This window comes from Rummeliibacillus sp. NPDC094406, assembly GCF_044763875.1.
Classification (GTDB): Bacteria; Bacillota; Bacilli; order Bacillales_A; family Planococcaceae; genus Rummeliibacillus.
Genome location: NZ_JBIWGZ010000002.1, coordinates 715,118 through 731,362, shown reverse-complemented (window position 1 = coordinate 731,362; position 16,245 = coordinate 715,118). Strand labels below are relative to the sequence as shown.

At 32.4% G+C, this 16,245-nt stretch carries 15 protein-coding genes; 10 read left to right on the top strand and 5 right to left on the bottom strand.

Annotated features, from left to right (window positions below; genetic code table 11):
• Nucleotides 1-46 precede the first annotated feature (46 nt).
• The 3 genes from ACIQ4I_RS08220 to ACIQ4I_RS08210 all read left to right on the top strand — a co-directional run bounded on the left by ACIQ4I_RS08220 (nucleotide 47) and on the right by ACIQ4I_RS08210 (nucleotide 2,430).
• Nucleotides 47-859 (top strand): DUF3100 domain-containing protein, encoded by an 813-nt coding sequence (locus ACIQ4I_RS08220; RefSeq protein ID WP_403095042.1) that lies wholly within the window; start codon nucleotides 47-49, stop codon nucleotides 857-859.
• A 1-nt stretch (nucleotide 860) separates the two neighbouring features.
• A complete protein-coding gene (locus ACIQ4I_RS08215; RefSeq protein WP_397537140.1) occupies nucleotides 861-1,304 on the top strand; it encodes a hypothetical protein in 444 nt (147 codons plus the stop codon).
• 346 nt (nucleotides 1,305-1,650) lie between these two features.
• Nucleotides 1,651-2,430 (top strand): potassium channel family protein, encoded by a 780-nt coding sequence (locus ACIQ4I_RS08210; RefSeq protein ID WP_403095039.1) that lies wholly within the window; start codon nucleotides 1,651-1,653, stop codon nucleotides 2,428-2,430.
• A 187-nt stretch (nucleotides 2,431-2,617) separates the two neighbouring features.
• Here ACIQ4I_RS08210 and ACIQ4I_RS08205 read toward each other — a convergent pair whose 3' ends face one another.
• Nucleotides 2,618-2,797, bottom strand: coding sequence for a small acid-soluble spore protein H (locus ACIQ4I_RS08205; protein WP_403095036.1), 180 nt, complete (start codon nucleotides 2,795-2,797; stop codon nucleotides 2,618-2,620).
• A gap of 344 nt (nucleotides 2,798-3,141) precedes the next feature.
• Here ACIQ4I_RS08205 and ACIQ4I_RS08200 point away from each other — a divergent pair, with 344 nt between their 5' ends.
• On the top strand, nucleotides 3,142-3,444 hold the full coding sequence (locus ACIQ4I_RS08200; protein ID WP_403095033.1) for a hypothetical protein: 303 nt from the start codon (nucleotides 3,142-3,144) through the stop codon (nucleotides 3,442-3,444).
• Between the two features lie 578 nt (nucleotides 3,445-4,022).
• Here ACIQ4I_RS08200 and ACIQ4I_RS08195 read toward each other — a convergent pair.
• A complete protein-coding gene (locus ACIQ4I_RS08195; protein WP_403095030.1) occupies nucleotides 4,023-4,556 on the bottom strand; it encodes a hypothetical protein in 534 nt (177 codons plus the stop codon).
• Between the two features lie 803 nt (nucleotides 4,557-5,359).
• Between ACIQ4I_RS08195 and ACIQ4I_RS08190 the strand changes: the two genes are divergently transcribed.
• Nucleotides 5,360-6,475, top strand: coding sequence for a PepSY-associated TM helix domain-containing protein (locus ACIQ4I_RS08190; protein WP_403095027.1), 1,116 nt, complete (start codon nucleotides 5,360-5,362; stop codon nucleotides 6,473-6,475).
• Between the two features lie 303 nt (nucleotides 6,476-6,778).
• Nucleotides 6,779-7,633: a lysozyme inhibitor LprI family protein gene (locus ACIQ4I_RS08185; RefSeq protein ID WP_403095024.1), complete on the top strand. Its 855-nt coding sequence runs from the start codon at nucleotides 6,779-6,781 to the stop codon at nucleotides 7,631-7,633.
• 108 nt (nucleotides 7,634-7,741) lie between these two features.
• On the opposite strand, the gene ACIQ4I_RS08180 is transcribed toward ACIQ4I_RS08185, so the two are convergent.
• Both ACIQ4I_RS08180 and ACIQ4I_RS08175 read right to left on the bottom strand, forming a co-directional pair.
• A complete protein-coding gene (locus ACIQ4I_RS08180) occupies nucleotides 7,742-8,833 on the bottom strand; it encodes a DUF5105 domain-containing protein (protein ID WP_403095021.1) in 1,092 nt (363 codons plus the stop codon).
• Nucleotides 8,834-9,958: 1,125 nt separating this feature from the next.
• Nucleotides 9,959-10,432, bottom strand: a complete 474-nt coding sequence (locus ACIQ4I_RS08175) for a sigma-70 family RNA polymerase sigma factor (protein WP_403095018.1) — start codon at nucleotides 10,430-10,432, stop codon at nucleotides 9,959-9,961.
• Nucleotides 10,433-10,888: 456 nt separating this feature from the next.
• On the opposite strand from ACIQ4I_RS08175, the gene ACIQ4I_RS08170 reads away from it, so the two are divergent.
• Nucleotides 10,889-11,776 carry a PP2C family serine/threonine-protein phosphatase gene (locus tag ACIQ4I_RS08170; protein WP_403095015.1) on the top strand — a complete coding sequence of 296 codons (888 nt, stop codon included), beginning with the start codon at nucleotides 10,889-10,891 and terminating at the stop codon, nucleotides 11,774-11,776.
• Between the two features lie 261 nt (nucleotides 11,777-12,037).
• On the opposite strand, the gene ACIQ4I_RS08165 is transcribed toward ACIQ4I_RS08170, so the two are convergent.
• The gene (locus ACIQ4I_RS08165; protein ID WP_403095013.1) at nucleotides 12,038-12,355 is read right to left on the bottom strand and encodes a hypothetical protein; all 318 of its coding nucleotides are present in this window, start codon (nucleotides 12,353-12,355) and stop codon (nucleotides 12,038-12,040) included.
• A 109-nt stretch (nucleotides 12,356-12,464) separates the two neighbouring features.
• Here ACIQ4I_RS08165 and ACIQ4I_RS08160 point away from each other — a divergent pair, with 109 nt between their 5' ends.
• The 3 genes from ACIQ4I_RS08160 (at nucleotide 12,465) to ACIQ4I_RS08150 (ending at nucleotide 15,941) form a co-directional block, all read left to right on the top strand.
• Nucleotides 12,465-13,055: a hypothetical protein gene (locus ACIQ4I_RS08160; RefSeq protein ID WP_403095010.1), complete on the top strand. Its 591-nt coding sequence runs from the start codon at nucleotides 12,465-12,467 to the stop codon at nucleotides 13,053-13,055.
• A 456-nt stretch (nucleotides 13,056-13,511) separates the two neighbouring features.
• The gene (locus tag ACIQ4I_RS08155; protein WP_403095009.1) at nucleotides 13,512-14,954 is read left to right on the top strand and encodes a TcaA 3rd/4th domain-containing protein; all 1,443 of its coding nucleotides are present in this window, start codon (nucleotides 13,512-13,514) and stop codon (nucleotides 14,952-14,954) included.
• Between the two features lie 168 nt (nucleotides 14,955-15,122).
• The gene (locus ACIQ4I_RS08150) at nucleotides 15,123-15,941 is read left to right on the top strand and encodes a hypothetical protein (RefSeq protein WP_403095007.1); all 819 of its coding nucleotides are present in this window, start codon (nucleotides 15,123-15,125) and stop codon (nucleotides 15,939-15,941) included.
• The last annotated feature ends 304 nt before the right edge of the window (nucleotides 15,942-16,245 follow it).

Here is a 16,245-nt window from a genome sequence, read left to right as displayed (position 1 = left end):
AATAGTTTATTTGTCGTAAATAATCAAAAAGAGGTAGGGGTAGGAAATGAATCGTTTATTTAGCTGGAAAATACATATTTTCGTATTATTTTTAGTACTTATCGCCGAATTTATAGGTGTAAAAACATTAAAATTAGGTATTGGTTCTATTGCGTTTTTCCCTATGTTATATGCTTTAATCATTGGGGCAATTATTAGTTTACCAAAATTTAAAATTCTATCTGAAAAAAATATGACTGTAGCTTCTAATATATTGGGCATTTCTTTCATGTTGTTTGTCACAAAATTAGGAACGTTAATGGGACCTTCTCTATCCCAGTTATACGATGCAGGTTTTTCTCTTGTTTTCCAAGAAGTCGGTCACTTTTTAGGTACGATTGTATTAGGATTGCCAATTGCATTACTTCTAGGTATGAAACGGGAAGCAGTTGGTGCAACATTCTCGATTGACCGAGAACCGAACTTAGCAATTCTTTCTGAAAAATATGGTGCAGATTCTCCTGAGTCTCGTGGGGCATTAGGCGTATATATCTGTGGAACATTATTTGGGGCAATCTATTTATCCTTTATCGCAAGTTTAATCGCTAGCACAGGATGGTTTCACCCGATTTCTTTAGCAATGGGAGCTGGCGTTGGTTCTGGTAGTATGATGGCTGCCATGACTGGATCTCTATCAATTATGTTCCCGGATTCTGCCAATGACATTGCTGTATTTGCAGGTGCAGCAAACTTAATCACAACAATCGTTGGTACATTTATATGTGTGTACTTCTCTCTTCCAATGACAAATCTCCTTTATAAGTATTTAGAGCCGATTTTGGGAAGAAAATCAAAAAAAGAAAAGTCTGCGGGTGAATAATATGAAGGATCAAATTTTAACATTTATCATCATTGGTATTATTGCTATATTAGGAAATTGGGTTGGCTATCATGTTTCACCCATTGAAGCAATCCCAGGTATGCTGATAATTGTTGTGATTACAGTTTTAGGTTTTGCGATAAATAAGTTTTTAGTTAAAAAGATCCCTACAGTTATTTGGGTCTCAATTATTGCATTATTAGTTACTTCAAGTGTTAATCCTTACCAGCAATCAATTGTCAAATATACAGAAAAGATTAACTTCATGGCACTTGCTACACCAATTCTTGCTTATGCAGGTCTCTCTTTTGGGAAAGATTTAAAAGAATTTAAAAAACTTGGTTGGAGAATTGTTGTAGTATCTATTTGTGTATATACCGGAACATTTCTTTTTGCCACACTCATAGCCGAAATTGGATTTAGATTGACTGGGAAGTTCCACTAAAAATAAGCAATTGATCAATATAAGCGACTGCTGACATATATGTTAGCAGTTGTTTTTATTTGTATACAATTAGTAAGAGTATTTTATTCGCTTTCTAAGTAATTTAAGTCTTACCTTACTTCTTAAACCCCGTTGAGAAAGATAATTAGGAACCCTCGGATTGTCCGCATTTCACCTTTTCTCTTCTTACTTTAAAGCTGGAAAAATTATAACAATATAATCTTTATCGACAAGTGCCTGGCACCTGTCGATAGGCAAGATGTTTTTTGTATGAAAAAAAGGTGAGTTTAGCAGTATAATATGACACGTATGACTATTAAACTATTTGATATAGGCGGTCGATTTAGTGAAAAAGCTTGTAATTACATATGAAATTTCTATGATTGTTTTAATCCTTATCTCAGTGGCTCTTGAACTTTTATTTGATAAACGATTTGTGATTTTCCAACAAACTATTTGGTTCATATTCGTAGTGGATTACTTTGTTCGTTTTGCACTAGCAGAAAACAAATGGAGTTATGTAAAGAAACATCCTTTAGAGCTAGTGGCCATAATTCCTTTCGATTCCCTTTTACGAGCGGCTAGACTCGTTCGTATATTTAAAGTTCTTCAATTGCTTGGCATCAGTTCTCGTTATTTAAAACCTTATTTAGGGATTTTAAAAACGAATGGATTAGAAACAGCTTTCAAGCTTGGTGTCACAATGTTATTTGTCATACCAATACCGATTGCTATAGTTGAGCCAGCGATTGACACTTATCCTGAAGCATTATGGTGGGCTTTGATAACAATAACTACAGTTGGATATGGAGATATTGCACCTGTTACCATAGTTGGTCGATTACTAGCTGCTGTATTACTAATAGTAGGGATTGTGATTATCGGTATATTTACATCCGCAGTCACTAATTATTATAGTAATAAACCTAAAGATTCTCGAAATGGGCAAGTCATGAAAGTAATTCAGTCGATTGATGATATTGAGGACTTAACAAAAGAGGATGTAGAGTTTATTCAGTCATTCTTGAAAAGAAAAATATCGTATAGTGACCGGCACCACCCGAAATATTTTGAAATGAGTGGAAGTTCTGGTGCCAGGTACTCAAACAATTCTGAAAATAAGTAGTAAAAAAAGTCTTTAATCTCTATCGAGGTTGAAGGCTTTTTATGTACTATTTAATAATTTGAAATCTACTGATGAACATTTGGTATTAATCATTAAAAATGAAAAGATGCCGCAATAGAAGTATCTACGACAGCATCATTTCATATTTTTAGCTAAACATGTTGTCTACATGTTGGCAAACTTCATGTTAATGTTCTCTTAATTTTTCTAATGCAACCTCTTTTTCATTCTCTGGTTCATGGAGAGGATATATTCTAGCTGTTCCTTTTGTGTCATCTACATGTTGAATGTATATTGGAACTCCGTCATGTAATACATTCGCTAAAACTGGTGATGCAGCAATTTCTTGTGCTCTTTGGCTATCCATTATAAAAACCTCCATTTCATTTTGTTTACTTCTTAATTATTCTCATTCACGCATTAAACAATGCATACAGATTTAAATTTTATGGTGCCAGTCACCGAAACGAAACACCTGATTCTGTCAGGTGTTTTTTTTGTTTACGTGCAATTCTTACATCATAATTTTTTTATTGAAAATTTTTTCATGAAGCTGTCCCTCTTTTGTTCTTTTGCTTCTATTTATTAGATGAGGGGGGATGTACTTTGGGTATCACGTTGTTTCTTATTTGCGACAAATGGAATATCAATAAAACTTTTCAATATTGGAGTATTAATTGTATTTACTATATCTTTTCAGGAGGAATCACTATGGAATTATTAATCAATTGCACACCGCTTTTTGTATTACCAGACCTTGCAAAGAAGTTAAAGTTAAAAGAAGCAATTATCTTACAACAGCTCGATATCCAGCTGCAAAATTCATCGGTGAAATTCGAGGGTGATACTTGGTATAGGAGCACTTATGAAGGCTGGGCCAAACAGTTTCCTTTTTGGTCGGTCATAACAATTCGGCGCACATTTTTAAGGCTTGAAAAAAGGCACTTTATTATTTCGACAGATAGGTTTAATACAACTAAGTGGGATCATCGTAAATGGTATCGCATTAACTAGGGTCTTCTTTATGATGAACTGGGATTACAAAATGGTTCAACCATAGATGCAGATTGAGCCCTATCTATGGACCACATTGATTTGTATGAAGAAATCAATGTGAGCCAATATTTAAAAGAAGTAAAAAGAGAAGAAAAAAAGATATAGGGGAGAGCTGATTTTTTTTTAAAAATTACTTTGTAAGAGAGTTGGATAGATAGTAGCTCTTGGGATTCGATAAAATATTATGGGAAGAGTACAGGTGGACTTAAACATACTAAATTTCTTGTCGATTAGAAGCAGGTCTAGAATTGAAATGTTCTGGATGTGGATATAATTTGGTTTTTCGTGGATAGCCCATAGTTAGTGGGGGAACTTAAAAGTAAATTATTTAAGTGCCTGGCACCTAAAACTAATGCTAAAAGATTTGGTTATGAACGTAAATATAAAATTTAGCACTCCCAAACGGATGTGCTAAATTTCTTTGAACCCTCCATCCCAAACTTATTGCCGCATGCACTACAACACCAATTATCTATAGCGAATGTGGTGTTGTATCTTATACTACGATGCATAGTGCAAAGTTGCTTTACTAGTGGTTAAAGGGCATTTTCTTGGGCAATTGTTTTAATGGTTTTTAATACATTGGATGTTCGATAGTATCTTGAGATATAAGTATATTTAACATTTTTGAACCGATTATAGTACGTTGTAGAAAGTGTACTATCTGATTTGTAAGAAATTAACATGGGACCGACATTGCCTTTTACTTGTACTTTTGTTAGTTTGCCATTTTTAATAGCATAGATACGGTCAACGTATGGCCAACCAGTATTTTCATTTTCAAGTGAGCAAATTATGAGTGTTGGTTGTTTTGCATGGCGAGCAATCGTAACTTCTGCTTTAAAAGGTGGTTTGTTTTTGAAGGATGTAGACAGTGTCTTTTTTGCTTTACCAGGATACTTTAAAGCAAAATTATATCCTTTAGAAGTATGTTTCGTTTCAAGTGTTACAGATTTTAGGTTCCGATCAACTGCTTGATAATTCTTAGCTGAAGCTTGTGTTGAAGAAAAGCTCATAAACGTAATAATAAACAACACGGAAGCACAACAACTCCAAAATATTTTTTTCATGAAATCATCTCCCAACTAATATTTTACCACGAATATAAATTATGGGGTATATGTAAGTTTATGGTTAACGATAACTTGATTACTCAAACTTTGCACCTGATCAAATACCAGGAAAGCTTGAGCTTTTACAGTTAATCATAGATTGAACATTCAACTTAAAAAATTACTCTCAGAAAACAAAAAACACCTCATTCTTGTGGATAGTGAATTTGACTAGAAAACACTACGACACTGAAGAGGCGCTCCATTACGAATAGCATAGATAACCAAAAGAATCAAAAGCAGTATTTAGTAAAATAAGATGGTTTAAATACCTTTAAATATCTTTATTTCATGGTACCAGTTACCGGAATAATTACCTTCCTGTGGATGTCCGTAATCAAACATAGACAAGCAAACACAATGTTACAGGTAGAAGATTCTCTGGGCATTAAAATAACAGAGGTAAAAAATCACAAAATTTTACTAAAAAAGATTCGAAATTTATTGACATTGATAATCATTATCAGTAATATTTATATCTGGAATACATATTGATAATCATTTTCATTTATTTTTTGCGTAGCTTTTATATCAGCGCTAAATCTCTTAAAAGGATTTTCCCAGAATGAATAGCTGCCGCCCGTGTTTGTACTAAGAAATAAGAAAAGATGAGTTTATGAGAGGTGACGTTTATATCTGGTCATACTGGAAAGGTAAAAGTTGAATAGACTCCAGATGATGATGAAATTAAAAACATTCGATTATTATTAGGAACTTTATTTTATTTATTATTTTATTGTTTGAAAGTAGGTTTTTATGATATGCGGAAAGTCATTGGAAAAATTCATCTATGGATGAGCATGTTAGTAGGTATTTTTATAGTATTTATCGGAATAACCGGAAGTTTGCTTGTATTTGAACCGGAATTAAATCACATGATACATCCTAATTTGTATAAAGTTACAGAAAGCAAGAAAGTAACGTATCAGCAAGCTTTGGAAAATGTATCAAACTCATATCCAAACGGGGAAATTCAACGCGTATATACACCAGATAATCCTGATGCTAAAGGTGTATACTTATTTCGTCTAAACGAAGGTGAAAAGCGGCAATCAATATATGTTGATCCGGGGACAGGGAAGATAAATGGTACATTGGGAGATAAATCTTTTTTTAATATTATCCATAGTTTCCACGAAGCGCTCCTCCTAGAAGATTTTAAAGGTGAAGAGATTGTTGGTATAATTGGATTTCTTTTCTTCTTTATCACTGTGTCAGGTATATATTTATGGTGGCCAGGAATAAAAAAATGGACAAGTGGTTTTAAAATAAGACGCAGTAAAAACGTTTTTGTAAAGAAATATGATTTACATAAAGTTATCGGAGGAGCCTCTATTCCATTTTTATTGATTGTATCATTAACTGGAGCTCTTTTTACATACGATGAGACAATTTTCGGTTGGTTTGGTGGAAATGCTGAGGTGATAGTTCCAGAAAAGAGCCTTATTTCTAAACCTCTTCCAACAGGAAAACTTCCTCTCGATCAGTTATTAAGTAATGCTGAAAAAGAAGTGCCTAAAGGAACTATTACACAAGTTAGAATGCCAGAAGATAAGGATGGGGCAGTAGAAATTCGTTTGAGTCGTTCTTACGACCCTGGAAATAGTAACATAAGAGTCTGGTTAGACCCTTATAGTGGAAAAATATTAGGGAAGCTAGATCCAAAGATAAACAGTGGTCTGTTTTATCAAATTTGGCATCTGCCTTTGCATGCAGGAACTTTTGGAGGAATATTTACTAAAATTTTATATGCAATTGGTGGACTTACTCCATCCATTCTAATGTTCACAGGGACTTATATGTGGTGGTATAAAAAGAAAAACAAAAGAAAACAAAGGAAAATAAAAAAAGAGAATAGTACAGACGTTACCCTATAGTCAAGTTTAAAAAATATTAACCTAAGAAATTAAACCAAAAGCTCTTATGTATTTATACATAAGAGCTTTCATACCTATACGGGATTTTTCTGGTGTTCAAAACAATAGATGTTTCCTTTGAATGTTGGATTAGATAAGTAATATGATTTCACTTTATCTGAAATAGTTTTCTTGCAGATAAATTACAAATAATAATTAATTTGATAACTAGTATAATTTCCACATTCGTAATAGAAAATGTACTAGTCATAGTTTAAATTAAAGAATAAAATAGGAAGGAAATAAGCCAAAAGGTGGGACAACATGAGGAAATTATCATACATACTTTTAGTCGGATTATTATTAGCAGGGTGCGGTAATAGTGGGGACTTAATGAAAAATGCAGAAAGTGTAAATTCTACATATACAAAAGCTGTGGAGCAGGGAAAACTTGCATTAACAGATGGAGATATTGATAAAGCATTAGCATCTTTTGAATTGGCATTAGACGAAAAACCAAAAGATTTACAAGCAAAAAAATATGTAACGCAATTAAAGAAGACGCAAGAAATTGAAAATTTAATCGAGGATAAGAAATATAAAAAAGCAATGAATCAAGCAGATACATTACTTAGCTCTACAAATATACTCATTAGTGTAAACGGCCAGGTAGAGAATTTACGTCAAGAGGCAAAGAGAAAGCAAGACAAAGAACTTGCTGCTAAAAAGAAAAAAGAGCAAACTTCTTCAAGTAACATCAGCACATCTCAACCTCAACAACAAACAAAAAATAATATGTACCAAGTCTATTCAAATCAGGCATCTTCTATTGTTTCAAATTATGATAATCCTGCTGAAAGTATTGATGGTACAACAATGGGTTCAGAAGATAAAATGATCAATGCAGAAAATGCACGTTATGGGCAATGGGATGCATTATTAAATGATATCTATGGTACATTAAAAACAAAATTATCAGCAAGTGATTTTAATAGTCTACGAAACTACCAAAACCAATGGATTCATGATCGTGATGCTACTGCAGATCAGGCGAGTATAGATGCAGAAAGTATGGATTCGTATACACCAAAGGTAACACACGCTATGACTTTAGCTGAGTCTACGAAAGAGCGCTGCTATGAATTACTAAATGATTATGCAGCTGAACTTCAACGTTAAAGAGCTGGTTCGAATCCTATAATGTCAGACTCAAAAAGAATCCTTTATATGTAATAGAAGAAACACAAACCAACTTTGGTCTGTGTTTCTTTTTCGTGATAGCTAATTTTACATTTCTAAAACAAATGATTCTAACAAATCATCGTATTCGCTATTCATATCTTCATCAGTGGTTTGAATGTGCCACTTACCATCTACATTTTTCATAGTAATTGAATAGTTACGTGAGTCGTTGCTTAGTTTTGTATTGTTTAGAATTTGATCAATTCGATTAATAGTATAAACTAAAGCATCCTTTTTCGCTTTATCATATTCATTATATGAATATTTTTTTTCATTTTTTTTCACAAATTGTTCGCTTACTTTTCTAGTTTGCGTGTACAAATCAGAACTATCAAAGTTTTTAAATCTTACCATCACTTTTGCATTTTTTGCGTCTGCATATTCGATTTGATAAGTTGGTTTGATATTTCGATTTAATGCTATACGGTATTTTTCAATAAAGTTTTTCTCAGTTTTTAAATTTAGTTTGTATTCCTCGGAACCTTCTTTAAGTTGATTTCCAAGTTCTTCATCAAATTTTTGACTATCCTTAATCACATCATTTGTGAGTACAGTTTTAAAATCAGGGTTTTCTTTGCTTAAGAATACGTTATCGATGTAAGCTGCAATTGCCTTTTTCGCATTTTCAGTATCATTTTTATATTTTGACGGATCCACTTTTACTACTAATTCTTTCTGTTTGTTACCTTTATCATCGTAAATATGTGGTTGGAAATGAAGCTCATATTTTTCTTCTGGATTAATAGGGTATGCTAAATCGCCAGATGCCTTTTTCTCTGGTGAAACGCTTCCAGATAATTCTTTATATGAATCTTCGTCTGGAGGATTTACATAAACTGATTCAATCTTTTCATTGTTTTTATCATAAAGACTAAAATCTAACCCCGATATAGATATTTCGTTTTTAGATTTATTATGTACTGTTAAGTTTAACTTGAGGTAAGTTTTTTCTTCGTTGTCATCATATTTACTGACTGCTATATATTCACCTGAGTTGAGTTTAATTCCAACGTCACGTGCTTCTTGCTTAGAATCAGATCCACTACCACTTGAACCACATGCGGTTAGAAGCAACGAAAGTACTGCAAATAAACTAATTAATAACCACCTTTTCTTATTAATAACAATTCCCTCCATTACAATAATTTCTAGATGATTATAGCACTTCCAAAACCTAAGTGTGGGTTAAAATGTAAAAATGGAATAAAAATACCAAAAAAGGAATAGTTATAAAGAAATAAAAAATACGTAATCATCCATCTATTTAATGAGTAATTACCTATAAATGAATAAAGTAATTTATGTTAATGCTTTAAATTAATTCAGTTATGTCGAAATGTTGAGTATTTTTTATTCTATTAACTTTATATTTAGAAATATGAGTAGGGGATTATTAGGTTAAAGGTCTTGTTGGGAATGAAAATTTAAATAAATATTTTACTTTATTATATAAATATTTGATATTTATAAACTATCATATCCTTATGAATATAAATTTCTACATTAGAATTTAGTGATTTATCCAATATACACCGATAAAAAGAATGCACATACTTAGTATTAGATAAGATGTCTATAAGAACAGGTATTTGTGAATCCACTACAAAAAAGTTGATTAAAGAGATAAAGAGCGACTAATGAATTTAATTACATTAGACGCTCTTTTATTAATGGCTATTAATCATGTCAAACAAACCACGTATAATCAACGATGCCAAACCCAATTAATGTCGACAAAGTCGCTATTATAAACAAAACAATACCAACTTTAAAGTTCATATCTTTTGTTTTATTATATAATTTGTAAAATTTAACAATTGCTAATGCCATGCTCAACACTAGACCTAAACAAAATAAATTAAAAATAATAATACTCATTTTTTTAATAGCCCCTTTTACAAAAACTTAGACTGCTAATGGATTATTGTATCATAATAAAGTTTCTAATCTTGACGTGTTTGATAAACTTTTACGCCAGCATTGGCTCTTTTGCACAAAATCGTGTTCGAAGGGATAGATAGCTATGTAGACCTTGCATACTAATGCTTCACGTAAGTAAACGGATTACGACCGCTTTTTAATAATTATTACCATTTTCCGTGACAACCACCCTTTTCGTAAAAAAATAGTATCCTTCCGAGAACAATGCACTTAAGCAATAATGATTTCCTTTGAAAAAATAGTTTTTTAGTTACTGATAACTTCAGTTTATATTTATATCAACACCACCTGAGCAATACAAATCAGGTGGTGTTGTTCATGTTAAATCGCTTTTCTCACTTTCTCTAATATCCGCGTCCGTCTCTTCTGCAAAGTAGCAGCAGAAGCATGATATTTCACTGACAACTCTTCATAGGAATAGCCCCCGATGTAATAGTCTATGAGAAATTGCTGCTCGGCTTTTGTAATGTTGTTGAGTAATCCTTCTAAAATATTAGATACATCAGATTCTATTGATGTTGGCAAGTAAAGTTCGATGATGTCATCTTGTTCCGGCTGATAGCGTTCTTCATAACGATTTTCTTTTTTAAGTTCATCTAAAATGCTACCGCGGATACAGGTAAAGGCATAGGGGGCAAAATCTCCTTGTACATGATCATACTTTTTCCAGGCTTTCCATAAGGCAATGCGTGCTGTTTGAGCATAGTGTTCATGGTTTTTGTAAATACGGCATTTTCGAATTGCTGCAGAGATCATGGGTTCATATTGCTCTAAAATTTCATCAAATTGAAACATAATTTGTGTCCATTCTCATTGTGCACAACGCTTGTTTTCCTAGGTGCTCCCAGAATACAAATTTGTGCTGGCATCTGTAAAATAGACAAAATGGCATTTTAGAGGGCTAAAACACGCAAAATAGGTCTGTCGAAGAAATGTCGAACAATAGCAAAACCCCGTCATTAGTGTGTTTGTAGTAATGATAAAAATTTGATAAGTACTAAATTTTCAAGTGGTTTTTTCAATTTCGATACAATTTCAGATTTTTTATAATATTTACTTAATTATGAATTAATTGTTACAAATTACATAATATGTAACTTTTTAATTCTAAATAATGGTAATGTATAGTTATAAAGTATTATTTGGGAATGGGGGTCATGAGATATGCATATGGGAGTTTAATAGTATTGATAGATAATGCCATAGGGGAGCTATTCACTTAATCTAAAAAAGAATGGGAGTTGTTCTAGGATGATTAATGTGTTAGATGTTGTTTATGAAGAAGGGTATAAAAAGGAATTAGAGGATGCATATGTATGTGATCAAAAAAACAATCGATTTGCGGTAATTGATGGGGATTCTGGTTTTGGTCCTTTTTCTGGCGTAGAGGCTGCGCACACCATAAGGAAATTTCTTCTAGATAAATCTTACGACAATGATTCATTGGAACACATCCTAAGATCAGCGAATATTGAAATGAGAAGAGCGAAAAGAGCAATAGCAATATGGGATGATCTTGGTGATATGGAAAAGTACATAAGGAATTGTTGTAGTGTAGCCGCAATTCAAATAAGAGATGATACGCTGCACTATATTCAAACGGGAAATTGTATGTTATTTGTGCAATATCAAAACGGGACCATACGAAGCCTAACCTATGACCACACAACCAAAATTCAGGAGAAATATATTCGAAAAGTGAAGCTTCAATTTAATGGTTTAAAAAAGACGTTGAGGAGAAATTACACTGAAAAGAAGTTAGTCCAATGTTATGAAAATGCGCTGACGTTGACTCAATCTTTTCGGATGCAGTGTTGCGAAAGCTTTAATACGTATGAAGGATATGGAATCATAGATGGAAGTAGAGAAACTTCGAGCTTCTGGGAAATAGGGAAAATTCCATTGATGGATGTAAAGAAAATCGCATTGGTAACAGATGGGTTCCAATTACTAAGTCATAGACCACCAAGTCATGCAAATTGGATGGAATCAGCAAAGCAAATATTCAACAGAGGACTCAAAAGTACCTGCACGAAAATCACCCTAATGGAAAAGGATGATCCATACTGTCAACAATTCCCCAGAGCAGAACGTTCCGATGATAAAACAGGGATTTTGTTGGAGGTTTTGAGGAGTTAGTTCACGGTGCTAGTCACCCCACAATGATAAGTAGTGTGGAAAGGATCTTTAACGCGAACAGTATCAGCTATTGAAGTATGTTAGCCATATCGTGGGTAGTATTGAAACATAACAAAAAGCTGATTCTTCCTTAGCGGAGGAAAAATCAGCTTTTCATTCTAGAAATTGTATTAGTGTAGGTTTTCCACGTTTTTCTGTCAGGAACCCATATATAATAATTTTCTCTTTGCCCCTGGTTACAGCAACGTTGGTACCGGGCCTTTAATTCATAACTTTATCTACAATTGTAACTTCTCCATCTTCTATATATGAATCTAATACTACTTTTCCGTCCTTATTTTTATAATAACTATATACTTTGGAATCTCCTTTAATTTCTACTTTAACCATCCAATTTTTATTTCCTGGCATATTTGCGATAAAAGGTTCGGTATTTATCTTATCTTCTGGGATACCTTCTTCTGTTTTTAAGTAATTAACTACCGTATTTTCAACATTATATTGTTTGTATTTTACATATCCGAAACCACAAGCCACCAATATCAATAAAACGGAAACACCTATAAATATCTTTTTCAAATCAAGCAACTCCTAACAATGGTATATTATTACTATTTCGCTTTTAGGTCTACCAATATTTATTAATTAATGCAAATATTATAATATATTAAATGCAGGAGGTTTTAAAGTGCATAAAAGACTAATATACATACCAGCTATTCTAGGAATAATAACAATAATTTTTTTGATTCCCAATTTGTCAGCACAAGCACTTAGCAATAAACCTGGGGATATTATAATTACAAAAAATACAAGTGCCAAGGGGATACTAGGACATACAGGTATCTTTATTGGATCAAATCAAATTCTTCATGCATCTGGATGGAAAAGTGAACCATATCCTATTATTTTTACAAAAAAGCAGTGGGAAGAACGATATGGAAACTCAAAAGTAATTAGGCCTAAATCAGCTAAATTAGGAGAAAAGGCTGCTGATAAGGCTATTTCTTCGTTCACAAAATATGATAAAAAAAAGAAAAAACGTGTAGGTAAACATATTCCTTATAAAATCTCCCGTAATCCAGAAAATATAAAGGAAACATATTGTAGTGAACTTATATGGTATTCGTATTATAAGGTAGGTAAATCATATAAAGTATCAGTGCCGTATTATGGATTTGCTGAACCAGATATAATTGAACCTTATGATTATATCAAGCCTACTTTAGTAGATTATAATGGTTTTAAATTTGTAGATAATACCTGGTCAAAACAATAAAATTAGCAAAGCATATTTTAATTAGTAAAAGTTTTTTTATGGTACTGCGGAGTTATTATAATTTGTATTAATTTTCTTTTAAAATGTAGTTCACGGTGCCAGTCACCCAAACATTTCACACAATTCAAGTCCTTAGCTCTACCAAAGAGTCAAGGACTTTTTGCGTTGTTACGATTGGTTTGGTTGTTGTGTTTGAGTGGTTTCTTTTATACATATGACGGATTCAACTAAAGCGGAGACTTCACGAATAGCGGTCCCTGTTTTTCTTTTATCTAAGGGAGAAAGGTGTAATTTTGTCTTCAAATCGCTGAAATATTTAGGTGTAATACTTTTTTCCTAAAAATAATACTTTTAATATAAAAAAATTGGTATAATACTTGTGTATTATTAGATAAAAAGATTATTATTTTATACTTTATAAGTCTTTCTATCTAAAAGATGAAAAGGAGCGAAGAAATGAATTTTTGTAAAAATTGCGGCAATTCCTATGAAAAGGGTCAGCTCTTCTGTGAAAAGTGTGGTCATGCTTTAACAGAGAATGAAAATCCGCAACCCAAAGAAGATGTTGAAACAAAGTTTTCTATACCTGCTACTAACGAAATGCCTCAACAAAGATGGCAAAAGCAAAAAATGAATAAGAAGAATAAACTTACACTTTTTTCGATTATTGCAATAATAATATTATTATTTGCTGGCCATTTGACGATGAAATCCATCACAGATCCTACGAAAACTGTGACAGCGATGCATGAGGATTTTGAAAAAGAAGATGCAAAAGCCTTCTTAAAGCACTTTGATTATGATAAGAAAGTACATACAGATGCGAAAAGTTTCTATGACTATATCGATGAACAATCGTGGCCAGATATTCGCAATCAACTATTAGCAAATATAGAAGCATTAAAAACGAATGGGTTAGCCGATCCAATTTATGATGAAAATAGAAATAAAATGATTAAAATGGTGAATAAGCCTGTGCTAGGTGGTATCTACCATAAAGTTTCTTTTGAACTTGTACCAATTCACGTATCTGTAGCTTCTGATTATGACCATGTTCAATTTACCTCATCAGATAAAACAATAGAACTATCATCTGATGATGATGTCTTTTTAGGTGATTATTTACCTGGCACTTATAGATGGTCTGCGATAGTAAAATCAGAATACGGTGAGATACCATTTGACGGTAAGATGAAAATGACTGATGCAGAGGACAATGAGCAAACCTATACACCAGATATCAACCCTGAATATGCTGATATTTATTCAAATAATGAAGATGCGATTGTCTATATTAATGGAAAATCCACAAAGTCAACTGTTTCTGATTTAGATTCTATCGGTCCACTTCCTTTAGATGGCTCTGTTACTGTTCAAGCTATCGCAAAGGATAATGGTAAAACATATAAAACGGATAAAGTAAAAGTCATAAATTCTGATGTTACATTAGACTTCCAATATATCAATGACCAGATCGACAAAGAAGAACAACAGCAACATTTAGAAGATGTAGCATATGAGCAGCAAGATGACATTGAGAACTTTTACAATCGTTTCCGAAGAGCATATGAATCAGATGTTAATAATCACGTATATGATGCAACATCTTATTATGTAGTAAGTAATTCTGAATTAGAAAAAGATTATAAATCTTATTTTTCTAAATTTGTAGATGATGATGAAATCAGCAATCATACAAATGAAATGGATAATCTAGTGGCAATCAATGACACAACATTCAAATTTGATACAAATGAAGAGTATACATTTTATAGTCATGAAGGTCCTATGATTGATTATTACTTTAAAAAAACCTATACGATTCAATCTTCAGGAGACAGCTATGTTATCAGTAAAGTAGATAGTGAAAAAATCTCAGAAGAAGAATACGAAGAGTAGAAAGAAACAATCTATAATGATATACTCCAATGTGGTATTGAACAAGTAGAGTATCGTTTGTTGCGCATAATTAGCACAATCGATTACAGAGGGTCATTGGGAATTATACAAGACTTATCTTTACTACACTAACAAATAGTAAACAAGATCAAGAAAAGGATGAATTCTATGAAATGTAACAATTGTGGAAATGAACAAGAAACCGGAAATTTTTGTGGTAAATGTGGTTTTCCTATTCAAGCTGAACACGAACAACAGACAAGCGCAACTACAGGTAGCCAAGTAGAACAATCTATACATGAAGAAATAAATAAAGATTCTCAAAATGAAACCTTTGATAGAGTAAAACAACAGTCAAAACAATATTGGGGATACTTTGTTTATTATTTAAAGCACCCAACTTCAGCCATTCAACATACAAACGAATCGAAAAATGGCTTAATCTCCATTGGCGTTTATGCATTATTGATGACCATTTTATTAACTAGCTTTCTAAATACATTAATAGGTGGAATAGGATTATCGAATTATTATTCCACTAGACCATCAATGAGCATAGCTTTTGGATATCTAATTGTTTGCATCATGTCTATCTTTATAGCTATCACTACCTTATATGTTGTAAACCGTATATTTGGGAAGCCATATACTTATAAACAAATAATATCGGTATATAGTGGTTTTTTATCATTACCTATTATTTTAAACGTAATTGCGTTCATATTCTTATTAATACACTCATATGTATTCTTTGGCATCAGCGTTTTATTAGCCTATATATTAGTATTAGGAGTCATCCCCATCTATATTATTACCGTCCTATTACAAAATACTAGCAAGAAACTAGATTCTTTTTATGGCTATTTAATTTTTTATGTTGCTTATATGATTATGAACGGAATACTTTTCACGATTCTTGCAGATTCTATACTAGGTGATTTAATCGATACTTTTGAAATGCTTTTTAATAATGTGCCTTTTTTATAAGTGACTGATACTAAAAAAATAATAAATGAAGTAAACGCCCGCAACTCAAAAGCATCCGAATAGTAAGAACCATCGCTGTTCTTATAGGAACTGAATTAATCGAAGCCACAGCCAAATGGAGCCATCTTATGGAGAAAAGAAGCTAATCAAACACAGTGGTCAAACCACGTATTGAACTTATAAAAGTTAAGAAATAACTAGACAAAAACAGGCTAGTAGTGAAAAAACTACTAGCCTGTTCTTTTTTCGTTCTCTAGGGATAAAATCAAAAAAATCATTTCGCTATAAAAGGCATGAATGCTGA

Bases quoted from the DNA above. Each gene is read 5' to 3' on its own strand.
- ACIQ4I_RS08220 (WP_403095042.1), top strand. From the start codon at position 47: ATGAATCGTTTATTTAGCTGGAAAATACATATTTTCGTATTATTTTTA.
- ACIQ4I_RS08215 (WP_397537140.1), top strand. From the start codon at position 861: ATGAAGGATCAAATTTTAACATTTATCATCATTGGTATTATTGCTATA.
- ACIQ4I_RS08205 (WP_403095036.1), bottom strand. From the start codon at position 2,797: ATGGATAGCCAAAGAGCACAAGAAATTGCTGCATCACCAGTTTTAGCG.
- ACIQ4I_RS08200 (WP_403095033.1), top strand. From the start codon at position 3,142: ATGGAATTATTAATCAATTGCACACCGCTTTTTGTATTACCAGACCTT.
- ACIQ4I_RS08195 (WP_403095030.1), bottom strand. From the start codon at position 4,556: ATGAAAAAAATATTTTGGAGTTGTTGTGCTTCCGTGTTGTTTATTATT.
- ACIQ4I_RS08190 (WP_403095027.1), top strand. From the start codon at position 5,360: ATGCGGAAAGTCATTGGAAAAATTCATCTATGGATGAGCATGTTAGTA.
- ACIQ4I_RS08185 (WP_403095024.1), top strand. From the start codon at position 6,779: ATGAGGAAATTATCATACATACTTTTAGTCGGATTATTATTAGCAGGG.
- ACIQ4I_RS08180 (WP_403095021.1), bottom strand. From the start codon at position 8,833: ATGGAGGGAATTGTTATTAATAAGAAAAGGTGGTTATTAATTAGTTTA.
- ACIQ4I_RS08175 (WP_403095018.1), bottom strand. From the start codon at position 10,432: ATGTTTCAATTTGATGAAATTTTAGAGCAATATGAACCCATGATCTCT.
- ACIQ4I_RS08170 (WP_403095015.1), top strand. From the start codon at position 10,889: ATGATTAATGTGTTAGATGTTGTTTATGAAGAAGGGTATAAAAAGGAA.
- ACIQ4I_RS08155 (WP_403095009.1), top strand. From the start codon at position 13,512: ATGAATTTTTGTAAAAATTGCGGCAATTCCTATGAAAAGGGTCAGCTC.
- ACIQ4I_RS08150 (WP_403095007.1), top strand. From the start codon at position 15,123: ATGAAATGTAACAATTGTGGAAATGAACAAGAAACCGGAAATTTTTGT.